Source organism: Thalassospira lucentensis (assembly GCF_011806425.1).
GTDB lineage: Bacteria > Pseudomonadota > Alphaproteobacteria > Rhodospirillales > Thalassospiraceae > Thalassospira > Thalassospira lucentensis_B.
Map to the genome: position 1 here is coordinate 230,069 of NZ_JAATOV010000006.1, position 24,846 is coordinate 254,914.

Annotated in this window: 21 protein-coding genes; 14 read left to right on the top strand and 7 right to left on the bottom strand. The window is 53.1% G+C overall.

All coding sequences use genetic code 11. The features are described 5' to 3' along the window. Positions 1-137 precede the first annotated feature (137 nt). The 4 genes from HCZ99_RS17670 to HCZ99_RS17685 all read left to right on the top strand — a co-directional run bounded on the left by HCZ99_RS17670 (position 138) and on the right by HCZ99_RS17685 (position 3,253). On the top strand, positions 138-392 hold the full coding sequence (locus HCZ99_RS17670; RefSeq protein WP_167448326.1) for a hypothetical protein: 255 nt from the start codon (positions 138-140) through the stop codon (positions 390-392). Between the two features lie 135 nt (positions 393-527). Then, positions 528-1,133, top strand: coding sequence for a nucleoside deaminase (locus HCZ99_RS17675; RefSeq protein WP_167448327.1), 606 nt, complete (start codon positions 528-530; stop codon positions 1,131-1,133). 87 nt (positions 1,134-1,220) lie between these two features. Continuing rightward, a complete protein-coding gene (locus HCZ99_RS17680; protein WP_167448328.1) occupies positions 1,221-2,711 on the top strand; it encodes a DNA-3-methyladenine glycosylase 2 family protein in 1,491 nt (496 codons plus the stop codon). 2 nt (positions 2,712-2,713) lie between these two features. Further along, positions 2,714-3,253 (top strand): methylated-DNA--[protein]-cysteine S-methyltransferase, encoded by a 540-nt coding sequence (locus HCZ99_RS17685; protein ID WP_167448329.1) that lies wholly within the window; start codon positions 2,714-2,716, stop codon positions 3,251-3,253. A 52-nt stretch (positions 3,254-3,305) separates the two neighbouring features. On the opposite strand, the gene adhP is transcribed toward HCZ99_RS17685, so the two are convergent. The 5 genes from adhP to HCZ99_RS17710 form a co-directional block, all read right to left on the bottom strand. Beyond that, positions 3,306-4,328, bottom strand: coding sequence for an alcohol dehydrogenase AdhP (gene adhP / locus HCZ99_RS17690; protein WP_167448330.1), 1,023 nt, complete (start codon positions 4,326-4,328; stop codon positions 3,306-3,308). 125 nt (positions 4,329-4,453) lie between these two features. After that, entirely contained in the window at positions 4,454-5,278 is an 825-nt protein-coding gene (locus HCZ99_RS17695; protein ID WP_167448331.1) for a ferritin-like domain-containing protein, read from the bottom strand. A gap of 152 nt (positions 5,279-5,430) precedes the next feature. Beyond that, the gene (locus HCZ99_RS17700; RefSeq protein ID WP_167448332.1) at positions 5,431-6,201 is read right to left on the bottom strand and encodes a hypothetical protein; all 771 of its coding nucleotides are present in this window, start codon (positions 6,199-6,201) and stop codon (positions 5,431-5,433) included. Between the two features lie 223 nt (positions 6,202-6,424). After that, the gene (bcp, locus tag HCZ99_RS17705; RefSeq protein WP_167448333.1) at positions 6,425-6,889 is read right to left on the bottom strand and encodes a thioredoxin-dependent thiol peroxidase; all 465 of its coding nucleotides are present in this window, start codon (positions 6,887-6,889) and stop codon (positions 6,425-6,427) included. A gap of 127 nt (positions 6,890-7,016) precedes the next feature. Further along, on the bottom strand, positions 7,017-10,163 hold the full coding sequence (locus HCZ99_RS17710; RefSeq protein ID WP_368484280.1) for a bifunctional [glutamine synthetase] adenylyltransferase/[glutamine synthetase]-adenylyl-L-tyrosine phosphorylase: 3,147 nt from the start codon (positions 10,161-10,163) through the stop codon (positions 7,017-7,019). A 116-nt stretch (positions 10,164-10,279) separates the two neighbouring features. Here HCZ99_RS17710 and HCZ99_RS17715 point away from each other — a divergent pair, with 116 nt between their 5' ends. Beyond that, positions 10,280-13,816: a YhdP family protein gene (locus HCZ99_RS17715; RefSeq protein ID WP_167448335.1), complete on the top strand. Its 3,537-nt coding sequence runs from the start codon at positions 10,280-10,282 to the stop codon at positions 13,814-13,816. Between the two features lie 84 nt (positions 13,817-13,900). Here HCZ99_RS17715 and tyrS read toward each other — a convergent pair whose 3' ends face one another. Next, entirely contained in the window at positions 13,901-15,154 is a 1,254-nt protein-coding gene (tyrS, locus tag HCZ99_RS17720; protein ID WP_167448336.1) for a tyrosine--tRNA ligase, read from the bottom strand. A 197-nt stretch (positions 15,155-15,351) separates the two neighbouring features. On the opposite strand from tyrS, the gene HCZ99_RS17725 reads away from it, so the two are divergent. Beyond that, positions 15,352-16,467 carry an anhydro-N-acetylmuramic acid kinase gene (locus HCZ99_RS17725; RefSeq protein ID WP_167448337.1) on the top strand — a complete coding sequence of 372 codons (1,116 nt, stop codon included), beginning with the start codon at positions 15,352-15,354 and terminating at the stop codon, positions 16,465-16,467. Between the two features lie 43 nt (positions 16,468-16,510). Here HCZ99_RS17725 and HCZ99_RS17730 read toward each other — a convergent pair whose 3' ends face one another. Then, the gene (locus HCZ99_RS17730; RefSeq protein ID WP_167448338.1) at positions 16,511-17,149 is read right to left on the bottom strand and encodes an alpha/beta hydrolase; all 639 of its coding nucleotides are present in this window, start codon (positions 17,147-17,149) and stop codon (positions 16,511-16,513) included. A gap of 246 nt (positions 17,150-17,395) precedes the next feature. On the opposite strand from HCZ99_RS17730, the gene cysE reads away from it, so the two are divergent. The 8 genes from cysE to hscA all read left to right on the top strand — a co-directional run bounded on the left by cysE (position 17,396) and on the right by hscA (position 24,757). Further along, positions 17,396-18,127: a serine O-acetyltransferase gene (gene cysE / locus HCZ99_RS17735; protein ID WP_167448339.1), complete on the top strand. Its 732-nt coding sequence runs from the start codon at positions 17,396-17,398 to the stop codon at positions 18,125-18,127. Positions 18,128-18,218: 91 nt separating this feature from the next. Beyond that, positions 18,219-18,701: an Rrf2 family transcriptional regulator gene (locus tag HCZ99_RS17740; protein ID WP_167448340.1), complete on the top strand. Its 483-nt coding sequence runs from the start codon at positions 18,219-18,221 to the stop codon at positions 18,699-18,701. 57 nt (positions 18,702-18,758) lie between these two features. Then, on the top strand, positions 18,759-19,886 hold the full coding sequence (locus HCZ99_RS17745; protein WP_167448341.1) for a cysteine desulfurase family protein: 1,128 nt from the start codon (positions 18,759-18,761) through the stop codon (positions 19,884-19,886). Positions 19,887-19,914: 28 nt separating this feature from the next. Beyond that, the gene (locus HCZ99_RS17750) at positions 19,915-21,138 is read left to right on the top strand and encodes an IscS subfamily cysteine desulfurase (RefSeq protein WP_167448342.1); all 1,224 of its coding nucleotides are present in this window, start codon (positions 19,915-19,917) and stop codon (positions 21,136-21,138) included. Positions 21,139-21,210: 72 nt separating this feature from the next. Next, complete coding sequence (iscU, locus tag HCZ99_RS17755; protein ID WP_167448343.1) at positions 21,211-21,615, top strand: Fe-S cluster assembly scaffold IscU; 405 nt, start codon at positions 21,211-21,213, stop codon at positions 21,613-21,615. Positions 21,616-21,659: 44 nt separating this feature from the next. Continuing rightward, complete coding sequence (locus tag HCZ99_RS17760) at positions 21,660-22,001, top strand: HesB/IscA family protein (protein WP_167448344.1); 342 nt, start codon at positions 21,660-21,662, stop codon at positions 21,999-22,001. A 171-nt stretch (positions 22,002-22,172) separates the two neighbouring features. Continuing rightward, on the top strand, positions 22,173-22,820 hold the full coding sequence (gene hscB, locus HCZ99_RS17765; RefSeq protein WP_167448345.1) for a Fe-S protein assembly co-chaperone HscB: 648 nt from the start codon (positions 22,173-22,175) through the stop codon (positions 22,818-22,820). 26 nt (positions 22,821-22,846) lie between these two features. Further along, positions 22,847-24,757, top strand: a complete 1,911-nt coding sequence (gene hscA, locus HCZ99_RS17770) for a Fe-S protein assembly chaperone HscA (protein WP_167448346.1) — start codon at positions 22,847-22,849, stop codon at positions 24,755-24,757. Positions 24,758-24,846 lie beyond the last annotated feature (89 nt).

A 24,846-nucleotide genomic window follows, 5' to 3' on the forward strand; every position in this document is an offset into this window, starting at 1 on the left:
TGTCACACAATTGCCGGATATGGCTGCCATGGTCGATTTCAGCGGCACCTGCCAAGCAATAATAAACGACCGGATCATGACCGGTTCGCGGCAGGCCCATTTCAGAGCAAACGTCTATCATTCAGGTGAAATCCAAAATGGTCAAACAGTCCCTTGGCCCGGTCGCGGTTGGCGATCAGTTCAAACTTGCAACACCGAACGGCCCGGTTTTCATGGTGGTTAAAATCCGTGAAATGAAACCAGTTGATCATGCCCAGATCGTCAAAGTGCGCGATATGCGATCGCCGACCCTTATCGCGGTGACCACTTTGTTGAACCGCGATTTTTATGTGCCGGTCGCACCCGAAAACCACCAAATGCCCGAGAATGATGGGATATTGCGTGGCAACTAGTGTCTGCTTAGCGCGATTATGAAATCGCGCAAGACGCTGTTTTCCCCAAATATACGCAATAAAGCAGTTGGCATGGCGGCCCACACGCGGTGAAATGGATGAAACGAAGTATCCATTTCATCAGGGGCCGCCATCATGTCACATGAACCTTCGCAGACAGATCTTCTTGATGTTCTGTTTTCCGTTCTTGAAAACGATATCCTGCCCAAAACCCAAACTGGTGTCGTCGCGGGCAACAAGGTTTTTGGGGCGGCGATTTTACGAAAATCCGACCATTCCTTGGTGATTGCCGAAACCAACAATGAAATGGAAAACCCACTTTGGCATGGGGAGGTCCATTGCCTGAAACGGTTTTACGAATTGCCCGCGGATCAACGCCCTGCGACATCGAATCTTATTTTCCTATCAACCCATGAACCCTGTTCGATGTGCCTGTCGGCAATCACGTGGGCTGGGTTTGATAATTTCTATTATTTCTTTTCCTATGAAGATTCGCGCGATGCATTCGCCATTCCCCATGATTTGAAAATCATGCAGGAAGTTTTCACGCTTAAAGACGGCGAATACAACAAATCGAACGCATTCTGGCAAAGTCATTCAATGATGGCGATGGTCGATGATTTACCCGATGATCAGCAAACCAAATACCTTGCCCGCGCACGTGCCATTTCCGATCAGTATGATCAGCTTTCACGCCAATATCAGGACACCAAATCGGACAATGACATCCCGCTAAATTAGGGCAGGGGATTTTGGTTTGTTGGTGCAGTTGACGTTTGAGTCCGAATCTGGCGAGTTTTGTGCGTCAATTCTGATAAACTGCGTGGCATGGAACAGCTTAATTACGATATTTGCTATCACGCACTCAAAACCCGGGACCAGCGGTTTGACGGGCGGTTTTATACCGCCGTTCTGACCACTGGAATTTTTTGTCGCCCGGTTTGCCCCGCAGTGACGCCAAAGCGTGCCAATGTCGAGTTTTATCCCAGTGCCGAAGCCGCGATTGCGCATGGCTTTCGGCCGTGCCTGCGCTGTCGGCCCGAAGCCGCACCGGGAAGCCCCGCAAGTGCTGGCGTTCACGCCACAGTTGCCCGTGCGGTGCGCCTGATTGAACAGGGTGCGCTTCAAGAAGGCAGTATTGCGGATCTTGCCGATCGTCTTGGGGTTGGGGATCGTCATTTGCGCCGGATATTTAAGACCCATACCGGCGTCACACCGCAAGAACATGCCAAGGCAAGGCGGCTTTTGCGCGCCCGACAATTGATCGTCGATAGCAACCTGACCATGACCGAAATCGCCGATATCGCAGGTTTTTCCAGCCTGCGCCGATTTAACGATGCCATGAAGCAGGCCTATGGGCAGGCGCCAACCGCCTTTCGCCGAGGCATTTCAGCCAAGACGTCGCCTAAACCGGTCGCTGCGGATGATCCGTTTGCACCGCGCAATGATGATCTGATATTGCGCCTTCGTGCCCGCCAGCCATTTGATGCCACGTATCTTTTGGCCTTTTTCCGAGCACGTGCGGTCCCCGGCTTGGAAACGGTACGTGACCGGATTTATGCCCGTGGTTTTCGCATCGGGGATGCGGTTGGCATGATGATTTGTCATTTCAGCCCGGATCAAAGCGGCGTCAATGTTATCCTTCGGGGGCCGGCGCGTGAAGCGGTGCTTGAAATTGGCGCACGGGTGCGTCGTTTGTTCGATTTGGATGCCGATGTGCCAACCATCACGAAACAGTTTTCTGATGATGCCTTGCTGGCGCCCTTGATCGATAAACGGCCAGGCTTACGGGTGCCTGGATGCTGGGACCAATTTGAATTGGCACTGCGCGCCGTGTTGGGCCAGCAGGTTTCAGTGGCGGCGGCCCGCACCTTGGCGGGGCGGCTAGTGCAGAAGTACGGTAATGAACTTCCGGCTGAGTTATCCGACGGCACTGGGGTGACCCATTTATTCCCGCAACCAGAAAAGCTGCTGGGATTAGATTTGATTGGGATTGGCCTGACCCAGCGGCGAGCACAAACGGTATCAGATGTGATCGGTATGTTTGCCGCCCTCGGATGCGGTCAAAAAAGCGATGATGAACTGATCGCTGCATTGGCCGCGGTCAAGGGGATCGGGCCATGGACGTTGAATTATTTTGCCCTGCGCGGTCTGGGCGATCCTGACGCGTTCCCGGCTGCCGATCTTGGTATTCTAAAGGCGTCAAAAATGGGCGGTGGCCCGGATAAGGCGAAGGAGCTTGAAACCCTTTCGGAAAGTTGGCGACCGTGGCGAGCCTATGCCGCGCAGTATCTTTGGTCGGCCCTTGAAGGAGAATGACAATGAGCATAACCACCCAAATTAACGTCGCAGGATATGACAGCCCGATTGGCAAGATTAGCCTTGCAAGTGTCGGCGGCAGGCTGGTTCACCTGGACTTCGAAGGAAACGAGAACCGCCTTAAAACCATTCAGAACCGGCGTTTCAAAAACATCGAATGGGTTGAAAGCCAAAATGCGGGCGCCAGCGCACCGGTATCGATCATATCATGGTTGGATGCGTATTTCGCGGGGGAGGCCGGGGTACTTCCGATGGATGACATCACCATGATCGGGACCGAATTCCAAAAATCTGTTTGGGATGCGCTGGTTTCTATTCCGTGTGGCAAAAGCGTTTCATATGCCCAATTGGCCAGTGAACTTGGCAACCCGAAGGCAGTGCGTGCAGTTGCGCGTGCCAACGCCCTTAATCCGGTATCGATCATTGTTCCGTGCCACCGGGTGATTGGATCGAACGGGACCTTAACCGGCTATGCGGGCGGGCTGGAGAGAAAGGCGTGGTTGCTTGACCACGAAGCGGGCATCCTTGCCAAAGCCGCATGATGCAAAAAGGGCAGCCGAATGGCCGCCCTTTTTTCGGTAAGTTTGGGATTTGTTAAATCGACATCACGATACGGCCATCAATTTTACCATCGCGCATGCGATCAAAGATCGAATTGATGTTTTCGATGGGTTCGGTCGTGAAGTGCGAATGCACCTTGCCATCGCCAGCAAATTCAATGGCTTCTTGCAGGTCGGCACGGGTACCAACAATCGAACCGCGGATGGTTTTTCCCGACAGAACCGTATCAAAGATATCAAGCTCAAACGTTCCGGGTGGCAGGCCAACCAAGGCCATTGTGCCACCACGGCCCAGCATGCCCACACCTTGTTTAAAGGCCGGCTTGGAAACGGCGGTGACAAGAACCCCGTTTGCCCCACCCATTTGCTTTTGAACTTCCGAAATCACATCGGTTTCGGCTGCATTCAGTACCCAATCCGCACCAAGGTCCTTTGCCAGATCAAGTTTATCTTGTGCAATGTCAACGGCGATAACTTTCATGCCCATGGCCTTGGCATATTGGACTGCCATATGCCCAAGGCCGCCGATCCCGGAAATCACAACCGTTTCGCCGGGCTTACATTCAGTTTGCTTAAGACCCTTATAGACCGTAACCCCAGCACACAGGACCGGAGCGGCATTGCCGAATTCAAGCGTATTGGGCAGGTGGCCGACAAAATCAGGGTCGGCCAAAACATATTCGGCAAAGCCACCATTTACGGAATAGCCGGTGTTGATTTGTTCGCCACACAGCGTCTCCCAACCGGTTATACAGTGATGACAATGCCCGCATGCGGAATAGAGCCAAGGCACGCCAACCCGGTCGCCTTCTTTAACTGATTTGACGCCTTCGCCAACTTCGGCAACAAAGCCGACCCCCTCGTGGCCGGGGATAAAGGGCGGGTTGGGTTTGACTGGCCAGTCGCCTTCGGCAGCATGCAGGTCGGTGTGGCACACCCCCGATGCTTCGATCTTCACAAGGATTTTGCCCGGCGTGACTTTGGGGACGGTGACGTCCTCAATTGATAATGGTTTGCCAAATTCACGAACCAAGGCAGCTTTCATAGTGCTCGGCATGCTTGTACCTCCTGACGGAAGAAAACGGCCCGTTCAGTTGGGCCTAATTAACTCGCATCGAAAGGATAGAAGTATGGCGGTGTGAAAGCTTTGCTCTGCGTCAACTTTTGATTGATTTTGTTGCGTCAGCTTTCAAAACCAACATCAGGCAGCTCAAGCACGTAATCCTGATAATAATCGGGTGGCATGCCTGCCTCGTATCGGGCTTCGTCATTAAAGGGCGGTTTTAGGGGGCCACGGAAATGCTTGCGCAGCAATTCGTGCCACGTGGTGTAGTAGGGTAGGTCGCGCTGATCACAGATATATTCGTAATATTTGCGCCCTGCTGCGACATGGGCAATTTCATCATTGGCAATGATTTTTAAGATACGCGCACTTTCAGTATCGCCATGCTCCAAAAGCCGTTCAATGGTTGGGGGCGTTGCATCAAGGCCACGGGCTTCAAACACCATCGGTACAACGGCTAAGCGGGGCAAGATGTCATAGGCCGTATCCATCGATGTTTGCCACAAACCATCATGGGCCGGAAGATCACCGTATGCTGCCCCCATTTCGCCAAGGCGTTTACTTAGCATTTTAAAATGGCGGGCTTCGTCATCGGCAACTTGAACCCAGGCATCGTGAAAATCCTTGGGCATGTCGGCCTCGGGGAAGCGGACACAAAGATCCCACGCCAGATCGATGGCATTCAGTTCGATATGTGCCAACGCATGCAAAAGGCCAATTCGGCCCTGCACACTGCCCTTTTTGCGCTTGGGCATTTTGTTGGGCGGCAGTAATACTGGATTTTCAGGGCGCCCAGGGCGATCTGGCAAATCGGTTGCGCCAACCTCGGTGATCTCGCCATTGCGCCATAGGGCGGCCATTTCGGCCGTTACGTTGGCTTTTTCGGTGGCATCTTCCGTCAGCAGCGCACGTTTGGCGGCTTCGGCGAGGGTTAGCTTGCTCATGATTTTCCGTGTTTTCAGTGTGCGGGCGTTTGGGGGCACTATCTGCCATCTGGCCAATGGCCGGTCAATGTGCAAACAGATGCCAAGCAAAAAGGGCGTTTGGCAAAGCTTGCCAGAACGCCCTTAAAAACGTTTATCGAGATGATGCCAGATCAGGTGATGTTAAAGCGTGCAAGTGCTTCTGCCAGATCTTCACCAAACGAATTGCCCTTGCGGATGATCGCAGTCCGGCACGGAAGATCACGCAATGACGGGTGATTTGGTGCATCAGAGGTCAGAACCGCGGTCGGGATATTTCGGGTTTTGGGCATTGATTGCAGCGCGTTGGCAATATCAACACCGCCCAATTCATCGATGGTTTTGGCAACAATAATAAAATCGGGGCGGGTGCGCACGGCAAGTTCGATGGCCTCGAATGATGTCTGAGTTACCGAGCTACGATAACCGCAAGCAGCCAGTTCGCGTTCGACAATGACCGCCATGGACCGTTGTGGGATGACCAAAAGGGCCTCGACATTGGCCTGCTTTAGCCAATTGGGGTCGATGTCTGGTGTGCGTTTGGAAGGAAGTTCACGCACGAATTCGGCTGTATCCGTGCCGCCACCGCTTAGGTCGCCTTCAAGAATGGTGCGAATTTTATCGATAAAGGCCTGAATGTCGGTGATCGCGCCTTCATTCAGTTCTTTGCAGTTCGTCACGTAATCTGAAAGACGGTGACTGGTCAGATTGATCAACGGCGCAGCAACCGATTTCCCTTTGTAGCGCAGATTGAAAACTTCGCGCTGAATGGATGTCAGGTGCTCCGGATCTGGCTTGCTTCGGGCGTTTTGCAAATGAACATCGATAGAACTGATGATGTCATCGGCTTCATCACGAAAGTCTGCAAGCATCTGATCGTCAAGATCGACAATATTGTTGTTCATTGAATTACCTGCCTTGCCGGGAAACCGGTTTGTTATCTAAATATAGGTGCGATTTACCGACACCTACACACCCATATTCAAATTCTTATCCCGACAAACAAGGGAAGGCAACAAAATCAATACATGGTCTATAGGCCATCGCATTGAACTTAAATGATTTTTAGAACAATAAAAAATGGCCCGACACCAGTGATGTCGGGCCAAAAAACGAAATAAGGGGTATTTAAAGGGCGCGAACGGCTTCAAGGACCTCTGCGACGTGCCCTTTCACTTTGACCTTACGCCATGCTTTTTGGATGGTGCCGTCGGCATCAATCACAAAGGTTGAACGTTCAATCCCCATGAATTTCTTGCCGTACATGTTCTTTTCTTTCCACACACCGTAATCTTCGCAGGTGGTTCCATTCTCGTCCGATGCGAGAATGAAGTTCAGGTCATGTTTGGCCTTAAACTTGTCATGGCGTTCAGCACTGTCTTTGGAAATACCAATGATCTGGGCGTCAACCGCGCTGAAATCCGGTTCGGCATCGCGAAATTCGCATGACTCAGTTGTGCAGCCCGGTGTCATGTCCTTGGGATAGAAATAGATCACCACAGGCTTGCCGCGCAGCTCAGACAGTTTCACCGTGCCACCGCCATCTGTTGGCAGTTCAAAATCCGGGGCTTTATCACCTGTTTCGAGTGTCATGTTCCGTCCTTTGTAAGTTTGTGCACATTTACGATCCGCTTTGCCGTGCACCCATGAAATTACAAACAGTTATAGGGATGGCAACGCCCTACGGATCATCAAGGGTTTAAATGATTTAAGGTGGTCCCTAGCTTTCCGCAATCGGGCCGACTTTTTCCGCCGGTTCGCTAATAATGCGGTCATAGATCGCCTTGGTCTGGGTTGCGATTTCTTCGACTTTGTTTTGTAGCTGATCGAAATCATCACATTTACCCGCCGTCGCAAGCATACGCCGCAAATCAACACTGGCGGTTTGGGGTTCAAACGGTCCCTCTGTCGTCAAACGCAGCATGGCCTGAATTGCCAACCAGAACGACCCAGCATTGGCAAGGAACTTTGCCTGATCTGGATCCAGAATGCCCGCGGCACCCAGGTTTTTAAACACATCGCGCGTGGTCGGTGACAGAATTTCAGGATGGTCGTGGGCATGACGCAGTTGCAGATATTGCGCAATGAATTCCAGATCAACAAGACCACCACGGCGCATCTTGATTGCCCATGGATGATTGTCGCCTTTGCCCGCATCGATGCGGTTGCGCATATCAAATACTTCGCGCACCAAACGATCAGGATCGCGTTTTTTGCATAAAACCGCCTTGGTGGTCGCTAAAACCCGGTCACACAGCTCATCTGGGCCGTAAACAGCGCGCAGCCGTGTTAAGGCCATATGTTCCCACGTCCAAGCATCATTGTTTTGATAGGCGTCGAAACTTTTGAAATGCGTGGCAAGCGGGCCTTTGGCCCCGCTAGGGCGCAGGCGCAAATCGGTTTCAAACAATATGCCCTCTGCCGTTGGGGCCGACAGGGCATTGATGTATCGCTGACTTAGGCGGATGTAATAATGTCCTGGTGATAATGCCTTGTCGCCATCAGATTCCTCGGCATCTTCCGGCACGTCATAGATAAAGACCATATCAAGGTCCGATCCCGGCGACAGTTCCTGACCGCCATGCTTGCCAAGGGCAAAGACCGCCAATCCGCCATCGTCAAAGCGCCCATGCTTGTCTGCGAAATCTTCGGCAATGCGCGGGAAAAGGGCGCGGATCGCGACATCTGCAACATCGGCAAGAGCCCGTCCGGCTTCATGCGGGGTATGGCGGTTCTGGATGGTCTGCACATCGATCTGGAATTTTTGATCGTTGCCCCAACGCCGGGCGCAATCAAGCCAGTCTTCCACCATGTCTTCACGTGAAAGCCTTGCATTGAGTTCTTCAAGCATGGCGGTGGCGTCGGGCAATTCTTCGTGGAAACCTGACATCAACACATAATCAAGAACAGCGGCATTACGGCCAATATATTTCGCCATCCGGGGGGCGGTGCCGGCAATTTGTGCCAACAGTTCAAGAAGTTCAGGGTGAACGGTAAATAACGAGAAAACCTGAACGCCAGCCGGAAGACCTTTAAGGAACTCGTCAAACGCGCGAAATGCCATGCCAGGATTGGTTGTTTTTGCCAATGCGCCAAGCAAGGTTGGCATCAATTCCGTCAGGATTTCACGTGAACGCCGTGACCGGGTTGCGCGGTACCGGCCATGGTGCCATCCGCGTACGGTTACCGAGACATTTTCGGCATTTTCAAATCCCATTTTGCGCAGGTTTTCAAGCGTGTCCGGATCGTCTTCGGTGCCGGTGAAAACAAGGTTGCCCGCATCCCCGTCCAATGGAACGTCATCTTCGAACAGTTCGGCGTAATTGTTTTCAACATTGCGCAGATGATGCAAAAGGTCGCCAACAAAACCTGCCTGATCGTCATAGCCAAGGAAGGTTGCCAGGGCCAGCAGGCCTTCGTCAGTGTCGGGCAGGGTTTGGGTTTGTTGGTCATTGATCATTTGCAGGCGATGTTCGACCGTGCGCAGAAATTCGTATGCGGCCAACATTTCGTCACGGACCGTTTCCGACACCTGCCCAAAATCGGTAAGTTCGCGCAATGTTTCGCAGGTCGCCTTACAACGCAGCGCAACTTCGCGCCCGCCCCAAATCAGTTGCTGGGTCTGGGCAAAAAATTCAATCTCGCGAATGCCGCCGCGGCCAAGTTTGATGTTGTGGCCGGGAATGTTGATTTTGCTGCCGCCCTTATGGGCGTTGATCTGGCGCTTAATCGCGTGAATGTCTTGGATTGCTAGAAAATCAAGGTGTTTGCGCCAGACAAAGGGGCGCAATATTTCCAAAAATTCGTTGCCTGATTTGTGGTCGCCCCCAACGATGCGGGCCTTGATCATGGCCGCACGTTCCCAGTTCTGACCGACCGTTTCGTAATACGTCTCAGCTGCCAGCATCGATAAAATCGGCGGCGTTGATGACGGATCCGGACGCAGGCGCAAATCGGTGCGGAAAACATATCCGTCACCCGTCCGTTCTTCCATGATGCGTGCGACATCGCGCACCATGCGGACCAAATCCTGATGTATCCGATCCGGATCGACATAGGTCACGACATCCTGATCATACAAGAATATCAGGTCGATATCGGACGAATAGTTCAGCTCACCCGCGCCAAGTTTGCCCATGCCAATCGCAAAAATGCCGCTGTCTTCAAGTGGATCATCTGGATTTGGCAGGTCATATTTGCGAAGCTTGGCCAGCGCAGACAGGCAATGCGCCATGGTAAAACCAAGGGTCAATTCCGCCGTGTCGCTGATCGCCGATGTGATTTTTTCAAGCGGCCAAGATTTTGAAATGTCGGCAATCGCGATGACAAGGGCTGCACGGCGTTTTGCTCGGCGCACGGTGGCCATGGTGGTTGGCTGATCAAGTGGCGCGGCAGCGGCGCTGTCGCGCACTGGATCAAGCGCCCCCTTAAAGGCGTCATCAAGCCCATTGGCAAAGACATCGCAAACAGTTTCTGGATCACGAAGACACAGGTTCGTCAGGTACGGGCTGTTGCCAAAAAGTGCGGCCAAAACACGAGATTTTTGTTCGTTTGACGCAATCTCGCCAATTTGATCGGCGATACTTTCAAAAGAAGGACGGTCGGATAAAGCCTGCCAGCGTTCAAACGCGGTGGCTGTCCGTTCTGGATCGAAGGGTTTTGGCAGATCGTGTGACATCGCGGAAAGGGACACTTTATTGCTTTCCTCGTATTGCGAAATGGTGACGAACCGGGCTATGCACAGACTTAACGCTGAGCGCTGAATATCTTTGATGGTATCGTGATCCCGATGATCGGGAAAAGATGTTTCTCTTGCGCATCGTTGACCGTGCTCTTCTGTAGCACGGTAATAAGGGATAAGATCAATAACAGTTTGTTTCTTTTGCCAGTTTTAGAACGACAGTTCCTACGATAAACTGGGGTAAGGTTATTTTGGGCTATGGGTAAATCTGTGTATGACACCGCGAATTCAGGGTAAATAGGGTGCGCCTGATAAAAACCTTTTCTGGATGGTTGGGCCTGTTTTTGGGGGCCATCGTCCTATTTGTCGGTGTGTTCGGCGCAGTCACGATTTGGCGTGTTGCGCAGGGCCCTGTGTCATTGCATCGAATTACCCCCTATATTGTCGATCATCTAAATGAATCAATGGGCGAAAACCGGCTGTCTGTCGGCGATCTTGTCCTGTCTTGGCGGGGCTGGGACGAAAAGTTTGATGTCCGCCTCCGCGATGTTTCGGTTTTAGGGCCAGATAATTCTGAACTGCTGCACGTCCCCGAAGCAGACGTTGTGTTTTCGACCAAGGCCCTGTTTGAAGGTGTGCTTGCGCTCCGTCAATTAAACCTGATCGGGCCGCGTATCCGCCTCGAACGGGGACGCGATGGCAAAATCAATGTCGGATATGCCATGGACGACATTGCATCGACTGATGCAGAAACATCGTCTGACGATAACAGTACAGCAGATGATAAAACGTCAGGTGACAGCGCCCAGGCGACAGATGGCGTGCCATCGGTCAGCATCGATCTTCCCCCGGTTCCGGAAAACGATCCTGTGGTTGGCCCAACGACCGGGCCCGCAGCGGAAAACGCGTCAGATAAACCTGATAACTCTGCGGGAACCGAGCATTCCGGTAGCACCGCACTGCATGATATTGTTGATATCCTCTCTGGCGCACGCACTGATTTTCCGGCTGCCGACTACTTTGAAAGCTTTGGCGTTGTAAATGCCGACCTTGAAGTGGTCGATGAAAAGCTTGATGTCGTATGGGCAGCACCGCAGGCTGATATTCTTTTGACGCGTGGGAAGTTTGGCGTCACAGCTCAGGCGTCCATGCAGGTTTCCGCCGGGCGCGTTGAAACGCATGTCGACCTGACCGGTGATTACAGCAATCGCACCGGTGAAATTGATCTTACTGCCAATATTGGCAAGATCGAGCTTTCCGACCTTCCGACGATTTCAAATGCCTTTGATGCTTTGCGTGACGCCTATCTGCCGGTGTCGGGTGTGCTTAAGGCAACGGTGGGTGCTGACGGTGAAGTTATCACCGCCAGTGCCGATCTTGCGGTCGGAAGTGGTGTTTTGTCCTTGCCCGAAGAAATACATGCGACCTACCGTGTGACGGATGGACGTATCGCCGCAAGCTATGTGCCTGGTCGGTTTAGTCTTGATGACGTCACCCTGAATGTCGGGGATTCAAGGGCCAATCTAAAAGGTGTGGTTCTTGATCCATTTGCCGACTGGAAGGTCAATTTCGATGTTTCAGCAACGGACGTTAAGACAAACGATCTAAACCGTCTCTGGCCAGAAAATGTCGGCTATGACGCCCGCAAATGGGTGGTGGAAAACCTGTCAGAAGGTGGCGTTCATCAGGCAACCATGCATGCAGAGCTTCACAAAGATGCGGCAGGTGAAGTTGCAATTGATGCCCTTGGAGGTCAGATGACCATGTCGGGCGTCACAGTGCACTATCTTGGTGACATGCCGGTTGTTTTGGATGCCGCCGGGCGGGCGGAATTCGATGCGGACAGTTTTAAAATCTATGCCGATAAAGGCCATACAGATGGCTTGATCGTCGATAAGGCATCGATCGAATTTACCGAGCTTAATGCCCCCAGACCATCGACTGATATCGAAGTCGTAGCCCATGGCAGCGTGCAAAAGGCGCTTGAACTGATTGACGCTGAGCCGCTTGGCTTTGCAAGGCGCTTGGGCATCGATCCCAAACAGATTAGCGGCGATCAGGCAACCCGCGTAAAACTGTATTTCCCGCTGATCCGCGCGGTCACATTTGATGACGTTGAAGTCGCCGCCGCCACCCGCATTGAAAACGCCAAGGTGACCAATGCGTTTCGCGATCTCGATATTGCTGACGGTGCCTTCGAATTGCAGGTCAATACCAAGGGCCTTGAGTTAAATGGTGACGCCGCGATTGAGAAGGGGCGTACGAACATCAAATGGATTGAAAGTTTCGACGAACAAGCTGCCCAGCGAAGCCATTATACCCTTTGGGGTGACCTTGATCTTACCGCGTTGCGCCGTGTTGATCTTGACGTCGCGCCCTATTTGACCGGTATGGCAAAGGGGACCCTTGATATTAAGGTCGGCAAGAAAAACGTTAGCGTCACCGGCGATCTTAATCTTGATCAGGTCGCGATGTCGCTTGCGGCGGCGGACTATCAAAAACCGAAAAACGTTCCGGCCAAGGCGGAATTTGATCTTGTCGTTGCTGGCGATAATAGCGGAACGGTTAAATCATTTCGTATTTCCGCCCCCGAACTCAGCGCAATTGGCAAAGCGGATTGGGCTGGCGGAAATGCAATGTCCGATGTTTGGTCCGCACAACTCGCCAGCGCAGATTTCCGCCAAAGCCGGGGGATTTCAGGATCGGTGCGGTTAGGGCAGGATCAACGGTTGATCGTTGATCTGACCGGCAAGCAATTTGATCTGCGGCCCTTTGTCGAGGATGTTCAAGCGGATGCGGCCGCCCCGTCCACAGAAAATACACTTAACCAAAATCTGGCTGTCACGCTGTCGGGGGACAGCTTCCTGATTAAGGGCGATGAGCCCACCTTGAATGTCGGTAAAATCGTGCTCAATAAAATTGGAGCGAACCAAGAAGTCGATATCGAGGTCGAGCAAGCCATTTTGACGCCGTGGCTTGTCTCCGATGACAGCGATAAACAAAACAAGCAGGTCGGCCGCAATCCCAATAGTGGCGGGATCGGCGAAAAGGCATCCCGTGCCGGCGGTAAAACGGACATTTTCATGAATGTCGATCAGGTCGTTATGGCCAATGGCGAACTGATCAACAAGTTTGATGGCGCCATTCACATGATCGGTGATGAATGGGATGGCATCGTTTTAAATGGCACCCTCGGAGATCGGTCCAACGTCTTTGCCCAAGTCGAACGTCAAGGTCCGAAAACCCGTAAGGTCCGGCTGACATCTGACGATGCCGGGCGTTTTTTGCGCGCGGTTGATATGTATGACAACGTGCTTGGCGGCAAGATGACAATCGAAGGCACGGTTAACGAAGCCAAAGAAATGCAGCCTTTCACGGGCACGGTGAAAATCGGTGCCTTCCGGGTGGTCAATGCCCCGATTGCCGCACGGGTCTTGGGCGCTGCGTCCTTGACCGGGTTGGGCGATGTGTTGTCGGGCAACGGTATCGCCTTTGACGAGCTAAATGGTGATTTCACCTATGTGAATGATGTGGTGACCCTTGGCAAGGTGGCGGCAAATGGTTCCGCCATCGGGGTGACTGCCAACGGGTCTATTGATCTTGCGAAATCGGAAATCCGATTGTCCGGATCAATCGTGCCGATCTATGCATTAAATTCCGCACTTGGCGTTATTCCGATTTTGGGTGATTTGCTGGTCGGTGAAGAAGGCGGTGGGGTCTTTGCCCCCACATATACCATCGAAGGTGATCTGAGTGATCCCGATGTCACCGTGAACCCGTTATCGACGTTTATCCCGGGGATATTCCGCAATCTAATCACTGGTGCTGAACCCGGCTAAACCCCTCGTATTGTCGCATAACTCAAAAGCCCCGCAGCATATGCTACGGGGCTTTTGTTATTTAAAGCTTGGTCGTTTACCAGATCAGACAGGCTTTATCAGAACGTGGCGTTTTTTCCCGGCCGAAAGTTTGATGAAACCGTCATTATTGACGGCATCGGCGGAAATGGGGGCGTTTTCATCGCTGACTTTTTCGTCATTGATTTTCGCACCGCCACCCTTGATCAGGCGGCGTGCTTCGCCACCTGTTGTGGCAAGTTCAGCGCGACGGAACAGATCAAACGCCGGGATGCCGGCATCAAGATCGGCTTTGGCGATTTCAACCGTCGGAAGGTCATCGGCCAAAACACCTTCTTCAAAGGTTTTGCGGGCGGTTTCTGCTGCGGCCAAGGCCGCTTCTTCGCCACGGCACAGTTTGACCGCTTCGAACGCCAGAACCTTCTTGGCTTCGTTGATCTGCGATCCTTCAAGCTTTTCGTATTCTGCAATCTGTTCAAGCGGCATTTCGGTGAACAGACGCATGAATTTGGTCACGTCGGCGTCTTCGGCATTGCGCCAGAACTGATAGTAATCATAAGACGACAGACGCTCTTCATTCAGCCATACAGCACCAGATGCTGTTTTCCCCATCTTCGCACCGGATGCGGTGGTCAACAGTGATGTGGTCAGGCCAAACAGTGATTTTTCATCAACACGACGGCCCAGTTCAACACCATTAACGATGTTGCCCCACTGATCGGATCCGCCCATCTGCAGTGTGCAGCGATAGTTGCGGTTCAGTTCAACAAAGTCATAGGCCTGAAGGATCATGTAGTTGAACTCAAGGAAGCTCAGTGACTGTTCGCGTTCCAAACGGATTTTAACGGAGTCAAAGCTCAGCATCCGGTTGACCGAGAAATGGCGCCCGAAATCACGCAGGAATTCAATGTAGTTAAGCTTGTCGAGCCAATCGGCATTATTGACCATGATCGCATCGGTCGGCCCATCGCCAAAGGTCAGGAACTGCTCAAATACCTTTTTGATACCGGCCATGTTGGCTTCGATGATCTCATCGGTCAGAACCGGTCGCGCGTCATCACGGCCGGTCGGATCGCCAACGCGGGTGGTGCCGCCGCCCATCAGGACAATCGGTTTGTGGCCGGTTTTCTGCAACCAGCGCAGCATCATGATCGATATCAGCGATCCGACGTGCAGGCTGTCTGCAGTGCAATCATAGCCTACATAGCACACCACCGTATTTTCCGATGCATAGGCATCGAGGCCTTCAAGATCAGTGCATTGGTGGATGTAACCGCGGTCATTCATGACGCGGAGAAAATCAGACTTCAGTTCAGTCATGGTTTTTGCGCTATGTTTGGTTGTGATAAATAAAAACGAGACGCATTTTAATGCGGTTCGATGATCTAGCATATAAAATATCCGCTCGGCAACGGATCGGGACGCAGTTCTGCAATGACAGTAACGAATTCGCGATAAATTGGTTTTAAGTTGTCGACCCAAGCTCGCAAAACCGACAAAACCCAACGGAGTATCGAATGACAGACGGCTGGATCAAGGCAATCGGAATGATGAGTGGTACCTCGCTAGATGGTGTGGATGCTGCACTGATTGAAACCGATGGCGTTGATGTGCGGCGTTCAGGACATTCGGTCTTCGTGGCCTATGATGCAGCACTTCGTGAACGGATGCGGGCCTGCTTTGGCAATCGGACGCCGACCAATAGCGAGCAGGTCGTGGCGGACGATTTGACAGATGTACATGTGAATGCCGTTAACATTCTGCTGGAGAAAACGGGTATGGCAGCGGCTGATATTGGCGTTATTGGTTTTCATGGCCAGACGGTTTTCCACGAACCTGCTGCCGGTATCACGCGCCAGATCGGCACACCTTACATGCTGGCGGAAAAAACCGGCATCCCGGTTGTTGCAGATTTTCGTCTTGCTGATGTCGCCGCCGGTGGGGAGGGCGCACCGCTTGCGCCCGTTTATCACGCTGCACTGATGAAAAGTGCAGGTGTTGAAATGCCTGTCGCGGTGCTAAATATCGGCGGTGTGTCAAACGTAACTTGGATTGGACCAGACGGCAACTTGCTGGCTTTTGATTGTGGTCCGGGCAATGCGCGGCTTGATGACTGGATGTTACGCCACACCGGAACCCCGGTTGATATGAACGGCGCAACGGCATCATCGGGGCAGGCCGATGCAATGGTCGAAGTGAAATTCTTGCAAGATGCGTATTTTGATCGCGTTCCACCAAAATCACTGGATCGCGAAGATATGGCGCTGACCATTGATGGCTTGGTGGCCGAGGCAAAGCTTAGTGTTGCCGATGGTGCAGCGACACTTGCAAATTGCACGGTGGCGGCCATCGTTGCCGGGGTAAACCATTTACCTATCGCGCCCAAAGGCTGGTTCGTTTGTGGGGGCGGCCGACATAATGATTATATCATGGGCGAACTTCATGCCCGCTTAGGCGTCCCGGTTCAGACGGTGGATGTTCTTGATTGGGATGGCGACGCGGTTGAGGCGGAATGTTTTGGTTATTTGGCGGTGCGCCATCTGCGCGAGTTGCCGCTTAGTTTTCCGGGTACGACCGGGGTGAAAGAGCCCTGTTGCGGTGGCAAGCTTTACCAAACGACAAAGGCCGCCTGATCAGGCGGCCTTTGGTCTTTATCGGTAGGTTCAGAAAACGGACTTAAGCGCCGCGCTTATCAAGATACGCAGTCGCATGCTTGATCACGTCGTCTTGCTGCTTGGCAAAGTAATGATCGGCACCCTCAATGGTGCACAGATCAACTTCGATGCCTTTCTGGGCATTAAGTTTATCGGCAAGTTTGTTGACCGACGCCAAAGGGATGTTGGTGTCCTGCGTGCCGTGGATCATAAGACCCGATGATGGGCACGGGGCCAAGAAAGTGAAATCATAGTCGCTGGCCGGTGGCGCAACGGAGATGAAACCATCGATTTCCGGGCGGCGCATCAAAAGCTGCATGCCGATCCACGACCCAAACGAATAGCCCGCAACCCAAGTGGCGCGCGCATTGGCGTTATAGGTCTGCATCCAGTCAAGCGCAGACGCAGCATCAGACAGTTCGCCGATCCCCTGGTCATATACCCCCTGCGAGCGACCAACGCCGCGGAAGTTAAAGCGCATGACCGAATACCCGCGATCCTTGAACATGTTGAACATGTTAAAGCACAATTTGTTGTTCATTGTGCCACCCTGTTGCGGGTGCGGGTGGAGGATGACGGCGATGGGCGAATCGTCAGCGCCGTTGTGGTGATAGCGACCGTCAAGGCGACCTTCGGGGCCGTTGAAAATGACCTCAGGCATGGATCAGACTGCTCCTGTCCACGAATGGAATAAAGTGTGCAACAAAAATATCCGAGTGTTTTTGTAAGTTTTTTTCGTGTTTGCGCATAAATTGCTTTGGGCAAATACTTGACCAAGTTACTCGGTTATCCTATATTCCGGCTAACCCGTTGGCGCCGTTTTCGCCCGATCTTGCATTTAATGTAAGGTCGTGCTTGCGCGAGGTTGCCGGGAATCGAAGATACTAATTACACAGTGGACCGCCCCATGTTCAAGCTAATTCGTCAGGAAATTGACGCGATGATTGCCCGCGATCCAGCGGCACGCTCCCGTATGGAGATCGCGCTCTGTTATCCGGCGTTTCACGCAATCATGGGATATCGTGGCACACACTGGCTTTGGCAGCGCGGTTTTCGCGTTACGGCACGTTTCGTTTCGCAGATTTTCCGTTGGCTGACCGGGATTGAAATTCATCCCGGCGCGCAGATTGGCAAACGCTTCTTTATCGATCACGGCATGGGTGTTGTGATTGGTGAAACTGCCGAGATCGGTGACGACGTAACCCTGTATCAGGGCGTTACCCTTGGCGGCACATCGCCAAGCGTTAACAGTGACGGTCAGCGCGGTCTGAAGCGCCATCCAACACTGGAAGATGGTGTGATTGTCGGGTCGGGGGCGCAAATCCTTGGTCCGTTTACCGTGCGCAAGAATGCACGTGTCGGCGGTAATGCCGTTGTGCTTTCCGAGGTGCCCGAAGGGGCAACAGTGGTTGGTATCCCGGCCAAGGTCGTTCGCCAAGAAGCCGATGATCGTTTCTGTGCGTATGGTACGCCGATTGGCGATCTGCCCGATCCGGTGGCGCGCGCCCTTGAAGAGCTGGGTCGCGAAGTCAAAGATCTGCGCGATCATGTTGTCAAGTTAGAAGCCGATAACGCGCCCGTTGGTGCTGCTGGCGATGTGGTCGCCGATAAACCACGTATCGTCGCGTCGTCGGAATAAGTTCGGCGCACGAACCAGGAATACGAACAGCCCGCTGTCAGGTTCGCATGCATTTTCGCATCGCCGGGGCAGCAAGGCAGGAGGATGAACCGTGAAGCTGAGTACCAAAGGCCGCTATGCCGTTATGGCGATGGTTGATCTTGCTGAGAGCAGCAAGGATCGACCGGTAGCTCTTGCGGATATCGCTGACCGTCAGGAAATTTCACTGTCTTATCTTGAACAGCTTTTTGGCAAATTGCGCAAAGGCGGCTTGGTCCGTTCCGTGCGCGGCCCAGGAGGTGGTTACCTTTTGGCGCGCAACGCCCAAGAAACCCGCGTTGCCGATGTGATCTTGGCTGTTGATGAGCCGATCCGTGCAACCCGCTGTAAATCGGGTTCGCCAAAGGGTTGCAAAGGCAACCAAGGACGTTGCCAAACCCACGAATTATGGGAAGAACTTGGCAACCAGATTTACCTTTATCTGGCGTCGGTTAGCTTGGCTGATGTCGTGGGGCGGAATGTTACCGGATCGCTTCGGGTTTTCCCGAGCCAGACGACCCAAATAGAAGAACCGTCGCAGGTTGCGGCACAGTAAGTACTCCTCTATATCGTCGGTAGGGCGGTAGATGCGAATAAGGATGATTTTAAACTGATGACCGAGCAGGTTTACCTTGATTACAACGCAAGCGCGCCGCTGTGCAAAGAAGCACAGCAGGCAATGATTGCTGCGATGGATGTCACGGGTAATCCGTCTTCGGTTCATGCCAGTGGCCGTGCGGCCCGCAAAATCGTCGACCATGCACGCCGCACCATTGCGGAAATGCTGGGCGGGGATGCCGAACGGATCATTTTTACAAGCGGCGGGACCGAGGCAAACAATCTGGCCTTAAACGGGCTAGAAGGTTTTACGGTCTTTACCAGCGCGGTGGAACACCCATCCGTCATCGAAGCGCGCAGCGATGCCAAACGCATCCCGGTTGATGGCAATGGGGTGATTGATCTGGCGGCCCTTGAAACGATGCTCAAAGATGCATCGCAGAACGGCGAAAAAGTTTTGGTTTCGGTCATGCTGGCCAACAATGAAACCGGTGTGATCCAGCCTGTGGCAAAGGTTGCTTTGCTCGCACGCGAATACGGGGCGAAAGTCCATTGTGACGCAGTTCAGGCTTTGGGCCGTATACCATTAGACATGGGCCGTTTGCTTGTCGATATGATGTCGGTGTCCGCCCACAAGATCGGTGGCCCCAAAGGGGTTGGTGCTCTTGCGATTGCGCCCGGTGTGATGCTGGTCCCGCAGATTTGCGGTGGCGGTCAGGAAAAATACCGCCGTGGTGGCACGGAAAACGTTTTGGGCATCGCAGGCTTTGCCGCCAGCGCCGAACGTGCCGAGGCCAGCATGGCGAAAATGACGGATATCGCCGCAATGCGCGACCGTCTTGAAACCGAATTGGCATCAGAAGCCCCAGAGCTTGTGGTCGCCGGAAAAGGAACGGAGCGACTGGTGAATACAAGTTGCCTGATCCTGCCAGGAATGCCCGGGGAAACCCAGGTTATGGCAATGGATTTAGGTGGTGTTGCCATCAGTTCGGGATCTGCCTGCTCGTCAGGCAAAGTACGTGAAAGCCACGTGCTTAGAGAAATGGGAATTTCCGATACCGGGTCGGCCATACGTGTCAGCCTGGGATTGGAAACAACCCATGAAGATATCGATACGTTTGTCCGAGTTTGGAGCCGGATGAGGGGTAATGCAGCGCGCAAAAAGGCGCGTCACGCTGCCTGACAAGAGAGTGAGTGAGGAAGTCTTAATTATGAACGAGCTTAAAGCAAAGCCGATCTATCTGGATTACCAGGCAACGACGCCGACCGATCCGCGGGTGGTGGATGCGATGCTGCCATACTTCACCGAGAAGTTCGGTAACCCGCATTCGCGCAATCACAGCTTTGGCTGGGAGGCCGAAGATGCTGTTGATGTCGCACGTGGACAGATTGCCAACATCATTGGTGCGTCGGCCAAGGAAATCATCTTTACCTCGGGTGCGACGGAGTCAAACAACCTCGCGCTTAAAGGTGTGATGAAGTTCTATGGTAAGAAAAAGCCACATCTGATTACGGTCGTGACCGAGCATAAATGCGTGCTCGACAGTGCCCGTCACCTTGAACAAGAAGGGTACAAAGTCACCTATCTTGGCGTTAAGGAAAACGGCCTGATCGACCTTGAAGAGCTTAAAGCTGCGATCACCGACGAAACCGCACTTGTGTCTGTCATGGGTGTGAACAACGAAATCGGTGTGATCCAGCCGCTTAAGGAAATCGGTGAAATCTGCCGTGAACGCAAAGTATTCTTCCATACCGACTGTGCGCAGGCGGTTGGCAAGATTGATCTTGACGTTGACGACATGAAAATCGACCTGATGTCGATTTCAGGCCACAAAATCTATGGCCCGAAAGGCATTGGTGCGTTGTATGTGCGTCGCCGTCCGCGTGTTCGCGTGATTGCGCAGATCACCGGTGGTGGTCAGGAACGCGGTATGCGTTCGGGCACATTGCCGACCCCGTTGATTGTTGGTCTGGGCAAAGCCTGTGACATTCTGTCAAACGAAATGGCAGAAGAAAACAAACGCATCACCGAGCTTCGCGACTATACGCTTCAGAAGTTCCGCGACCGTTTGGCTGACATCTACCTCAATGGTGACGAAGAAGCCCGCGTTTCGGGTAACCTCAATGTATCGTTTGCTTACGTCGAAGGCGAAAGCCTGCAGATGGACATCAAAAACATTGCGGTTTCTTCCGGTTCAGCCTGTACTTCGGCGTCGCTTGAACCATCCTACGTGTTGCGTGCGCTTGGTGTTGACGAAGAACTCGCCCACACCTCGCTGCGTATCGGGATTGGCCGTTACACAACCAAGGAAGAGCTCGACGAGGCGATCGAATCAATCAGCGTTGCGGTTGAGCGTCTTCGTGAAATGAGCCCGCTTTGGGAAATGGCCCAAGAAGGCATCGACATCAAGTCGATCGAGTGGGCTGAACACTAAGAACGACTGACGACGACTATCGACGTTTTTATCTCGTGAGAGAGACACAAGAATTCTAGGAGGATTCCTATCATGGCTTATAGTGAAAAGCTGATCGACCATTACGAAAACCCGCGTAACGTTGGTTCGATGGACAAAAATGAAACGTCTGTTGGTACCGGTCTTGTTGGTGCACCGGCCTGTGGTGACGTGATGAAACTGCAGATCAAAGTGACCGCAGATGGCATCATCGAGGACGCGAAGTTTAAGACCTTTGGTTGCGGTTCGGCCATCGCGTCGAGCTCGCTGATCACCGAATGGGTCAAAGGCAAGTCAATCGACGAAGCTGGCGCGATCAAGAACTCCGAGATTGCAGCAGAACTGGCCCTTCCGCCGGTTAAAATTCACTGCTCGATCTTGGCCGAAGACGCCATCAAAGCCGCAATCAGCGACTACAAAACCAAAAACGGTCAGGGCGACGTTGAAGCTGCTGAATAAGCAGCTTCACGGCCCCCTCGTTTTCGGGAATTTGGGAGAAGACTATGGCATTACCGTCACCGATTTCTGTCACGTCAGAAGCGCTTGTTCATATCAAGGCGTTGCTTGATAGCCGCGGAAAACCCTCCGAAGGTATCCGGCTTGGTGTGCGCAGCAAAGGGTGCTCGGGCTTGTCCTACACGCTGGAATATGCCGACGAAGCCAGTGGCTTTGAAGAAGTTGTCCAGCTTGAGGACGGCGTGAAAATCCTGATTGACCCAAAAGCCATGATGTTCGTGCTTGGCACAGAAATGGATTATGAGGTCAACAAGATGGAAGAAGGGTTCGTTTTCCGCAATCCCAACGAAAAAGGTCGTTGCGGTTGTGGGGAGTCCTTCCACATCTAGGATACCCAAGCGTGTCAGGTTTTTTCCTGCATAAAAGACGGTTGTGGCCCCAGTGAGTTCGGTGGAATTCGCCGGGGCCGTCGCCTGAATAGGACAGGGTCTTTTTCACACATTTGTGTCTGTCCTGTTTAACGCCAGACATTATTTTTTATATTCTCGGAAGTGCATAGCGTGAGCAATACCGGTACCGAAAAACAAACGGGCACCCCGAAACATCCCGCACATAATGTTTGCTGGTCCTGCAAGGGGCCTGTCGATGCGCGTGCGCTGTTTTGCGATACATGCAACGCCATTCAGCCCCCGGGTCAGCTTGATCATTTTACGCGGTTCGGTCTTGAACCGTCCTTTATTGTCGATATCGACGCGATCGAGGCAACCTACCTTAAGCAGCAGCAATTGCTGCACCCTGACCGGTTTGCCTCTAAATCCGGGCGTGAACAGGCCCTGTCATCGCAACAGGCCGCAAGCCTGAACGAAGCATTTGAAACGCTTAAAAACCCGGTGGCGCGTGCGCATTATATGATGCGTCTTTCCGGGCATGAGCCCGAAGGCGGCGAAGGCCACACGGTGAATGATCCAGAACTTCTGATGGAAGCCATGGAAATGCGTGAGGCCCTTGATGATGCCGATAACCGTGCCGCGGTTGATGCCATTGTCAAGGATACCCGCCAACAGGCGCGTGCCTGTGAAAAAGATCTGGCCGATGCGTTTGAAAAAGACGCATTTGATGACGCCAAAAAATTGACCACCCGCCTTAGATACCTGATGAAAATGACCGAGGAAGCGCGCGCGAAGAAGTCGCGTCTCGCGGCAGCCTGATCATTTCAAGATAACGGATAGAATTCATGGCCTTGTTACAAATCCACGAGCCGGGCGAAACGCCGCTTCCCCACGAAGACGAACGCCAGATTGCGGTGGGGATCGATCTTGGAACCACCAATTCCGTGGTTGCGATTTCGCGCGATGAAAAACCAGAAGTCCTGCGTGATAAATCTGGTGGCAATGCAATTGTGCCATCTGTTGTCTATTACGGCGAAGACACCCCTGTGGTGGGCGAAGCCGCACGTGATTACATCAACACAGATGCAAGCCGGGTCGTGTCATCGGTCAAACGCCTGATGGGCCGCGGGATCGAAGACGTCAAATCATTGGCGGGCACACTGCCTTATCACGTCGAAGTCCCCGAAAAATCCGATGGCGATGCCGCCGATCAAATGGCCGAACCGATGATGGTACGCCTGAATGTCGGCGACCGCGTTTTAACCCCTGTTGAAGTCTCGGCCGATATTCTGCGTGCTCTTCGTGCCCGTGCCGAAGAAAGCCTGGAGCAGACGGTCGAAAAGGCGGTGATTACAGTTCCAGCCTATTTCGATGATGGCGCACGTACCGCGACCAAGGATGCGGCCAAGCTTGCTGGCATCGAAGTGCTGCGTTTGGTCAACGAACCGACCGCAGCAGCCCTTGCCTATGGCCTTGATAACGGGGCAGAGGGACTTTACGCCGTTTACGATCTTGGCGGCGGCACCTTTGATATTTCGCTTTTGAAAATGCAAAAGGGCGTTTTCCAGGTTAAGGCAACCGGTGGCGATGCCGCCCTTGGCGGGGATGATTTCGATCACGCCATTGCCGAGCATCTGCTGTCTAAGCGTAAAGACGGCGGTGCGACCGATGAGCTTGATGCCTCCGACGCCAAGCGTCTGCTGAAAGTTGCCCGCAAAGTCAAAGAAGGTCTGACCGACCTTGATACGGTCGAGGTGGTTGTGGATCTGAATGGTTCAGAAACCAGCCACGAAGTCACCCGGTCTGATTTCGAAGCCATGATCGCCAAGCTGGTGTCGCGCACGACCGCGATTACCGAGCAGGTTCTAGATGACGCAGATGTCATGCCCGAAGACGTAAAGGGCGTCGTCCTTGTCGGTGGTTCGACCCGTGTACCTGCGGTGCGCAAAGCTGTGGCCGATTTGTTCGAACAAGAACCGCTGTCAAACATTGACCCGGACGAAGTTGTTGCCCTTGGTGCCGCCCTTCAGGCCGAAGCACTAACCGGCGGGTCTGACAACCTTCTTTTGGATGTCACGCCCTTGTCGCTTGGTTTGGAAACCATGGGCGGGATTGTTGAAAAGGTCATTGATCGCAACACTCCGATTCCGGTCGCCAAAGGACAGGAATTCACCACCTATCAAGATGGCCAGTCTGCCATGATGATCCATGTGGTGCAGGGGGAACGTGAAATGGTTGATCAATGCCGATCGCTCGCGCGTTTTGTTCTGACCGGCATTCCATCGATGGCGGCTGGGGCGGCACGTATTCGCGTGCAGTTTAATGTCGATGCCGATGGCCTGTTAACCGTGTCCGCCCGCGAAGAAACTACCGGGGTAGAGCAGGAAGTGGCGGTCAAGCCGACCTATGGCATCAATGAAATGGACATGGCCAACATGCTGCGCGATAGCATGGTCCATGCCCGCGAAGACATGACCCTGCGTCTTCTGACCGAGGCCCGGGTCGAGGCAAAACGCAACATTCTGGCCGTTCATGCCGCGATGGAAGCAGACCGCGCGTTGCTAACGCCAGAAGATGATAAAAACATCGCAGATGCGATTGCCAAACTCGAAGCCACAATGGCGGGCGATGACCGTGATGCAATCAACGAGGCCGCAGAGGCCCTTGAAACAGCATCGCGTCCGTTTGCCGAAAGCCGAATGGATAGCCGCATTCGTCAGGCCCTGACAGGACAGAATGTGGATGCTGTTAACTAAACACGTGCCGAATAATTGACAAACCGGCCACTTGCGGCGATTGTCCCGTGCAACCGCCAAAGGTCAGGTCGGACACAGCACCCGATCGA

Bases quoted from the DNA above. Each gene is read 5' to 3' on its own strand.
- HCZ99_RS17745 (WP_167448341.1), top strand. From the start codon at position 18,759: ATGACCGAGCAGGTTTACCTTGATTACAACGCAAGCGCGCCGCTGTGC.
- HCZ99_RS17725 (WP_167448337.1), top strand. From the start codon at position 15,352: ATGACAGACGGCTGGATCAAGGCAATCGGAATGATGAGTGGTACCTCG.
- hscA (WP_167448346.1), top strand. From the start codon at position 22,847: ATGGCCTTGTTACAAATCCACGAGCCGGGCGAAACGCCGCTTCCCCAC.
- HCZ99_RS17760 (WP_167448344.1), top strand. From the start codon at position 21,660: ATGGCATTACCGTCACCGATTTCTGTCACGTCAGAAGCGCTTGTTCAT.
- HCZ99_RS17680 (WP_167448328.1), top strand. From the start codon at position 1,221: ATGGAACAGCTTAATTACGATATTTGCTATCACGCACTCAAAACCCGG.
- bcp (WP_167448333.1), bottom strand. From the start codon at position 6,889: ATGACACTCGAAACAGGTGATAAAGCCCCGGATTTTGAACTGCCAACA.
- HCZ99_RS17695 (WP_167448331.1), bottom strand. From the start codon at position 5,278: ATGAGCAAGCTAACCCTCGCCGAAGCCGCCAAACGTGCGCTGCTGACG.
- HCZ99_RS17675 (WP_167448327.1), top strand. From the start codon at position 528: ATGTCACATGAACCTTCGCAGACAGATCTTCTTGATGTTCTGTTTTCC.
- tyrS (WP_167448336.1), bottom strand. From the start codon at position 15,154: ATGACTGAACTGAAGTCTGATTTTCTCCGCGTCATGAATGACCGCGGT.
- HCZ99_RS17700 (WP_167448332.1), bottom strand. From the start codon at position 6,201: ATGAACAACAATATTGTCGATCTTGACGATCAGATGCTTGCAGACTTT.
- adhP (WP_167448330.1), bottom strand. From the start codon at position 4,328: ATGCCGAGCACTATGAAAGCTGCCTTGGTTCGTGAATTTGGCAAACCA.
- HCZ99_RS17685 (WP_167448329.1), top strand. From the start codon at position 2,714: ATGAGCATAACCACCCAAATTAACGTCGCAGGATATGACAGCCCGATT.
- iscU (WP_167448343.1), top strand. From the start codon at position 21,211: ATGGCTTATAGTGAAAAGCTGATCGACCATTACGAAAACCCGCGTAAC.
- cysE (WP_167448339.1), top strand. From the start codon at position 17,396: ATGTTCAAGCTAATTCGTCAGGAAATTGACGCGATGATTGCCCGCGAT.
- HCZ99_RS17670 (WP_167448326.1), top strand. From the start codon at position 138: ATGGTCAAACAGTCCCTTGGCCCGGTCGCGGTTGGCGATCAGTTCAAA.
- HCZ99_RS17730 (WP_167448338.1), bottom strand. From the start codon at position 17,149: ATGCCTGAGGTCATTTTCAACGGCCCCGAAGGTCGCCTTGACGGTCGC.
- HCZ99_RS17750 (WP_167448342.1), top strand. From the start codon at position 19,915: ATGAACGAGCTTAAAGCAAAGCCGATCTATCTGGATTACCAGGCAACG.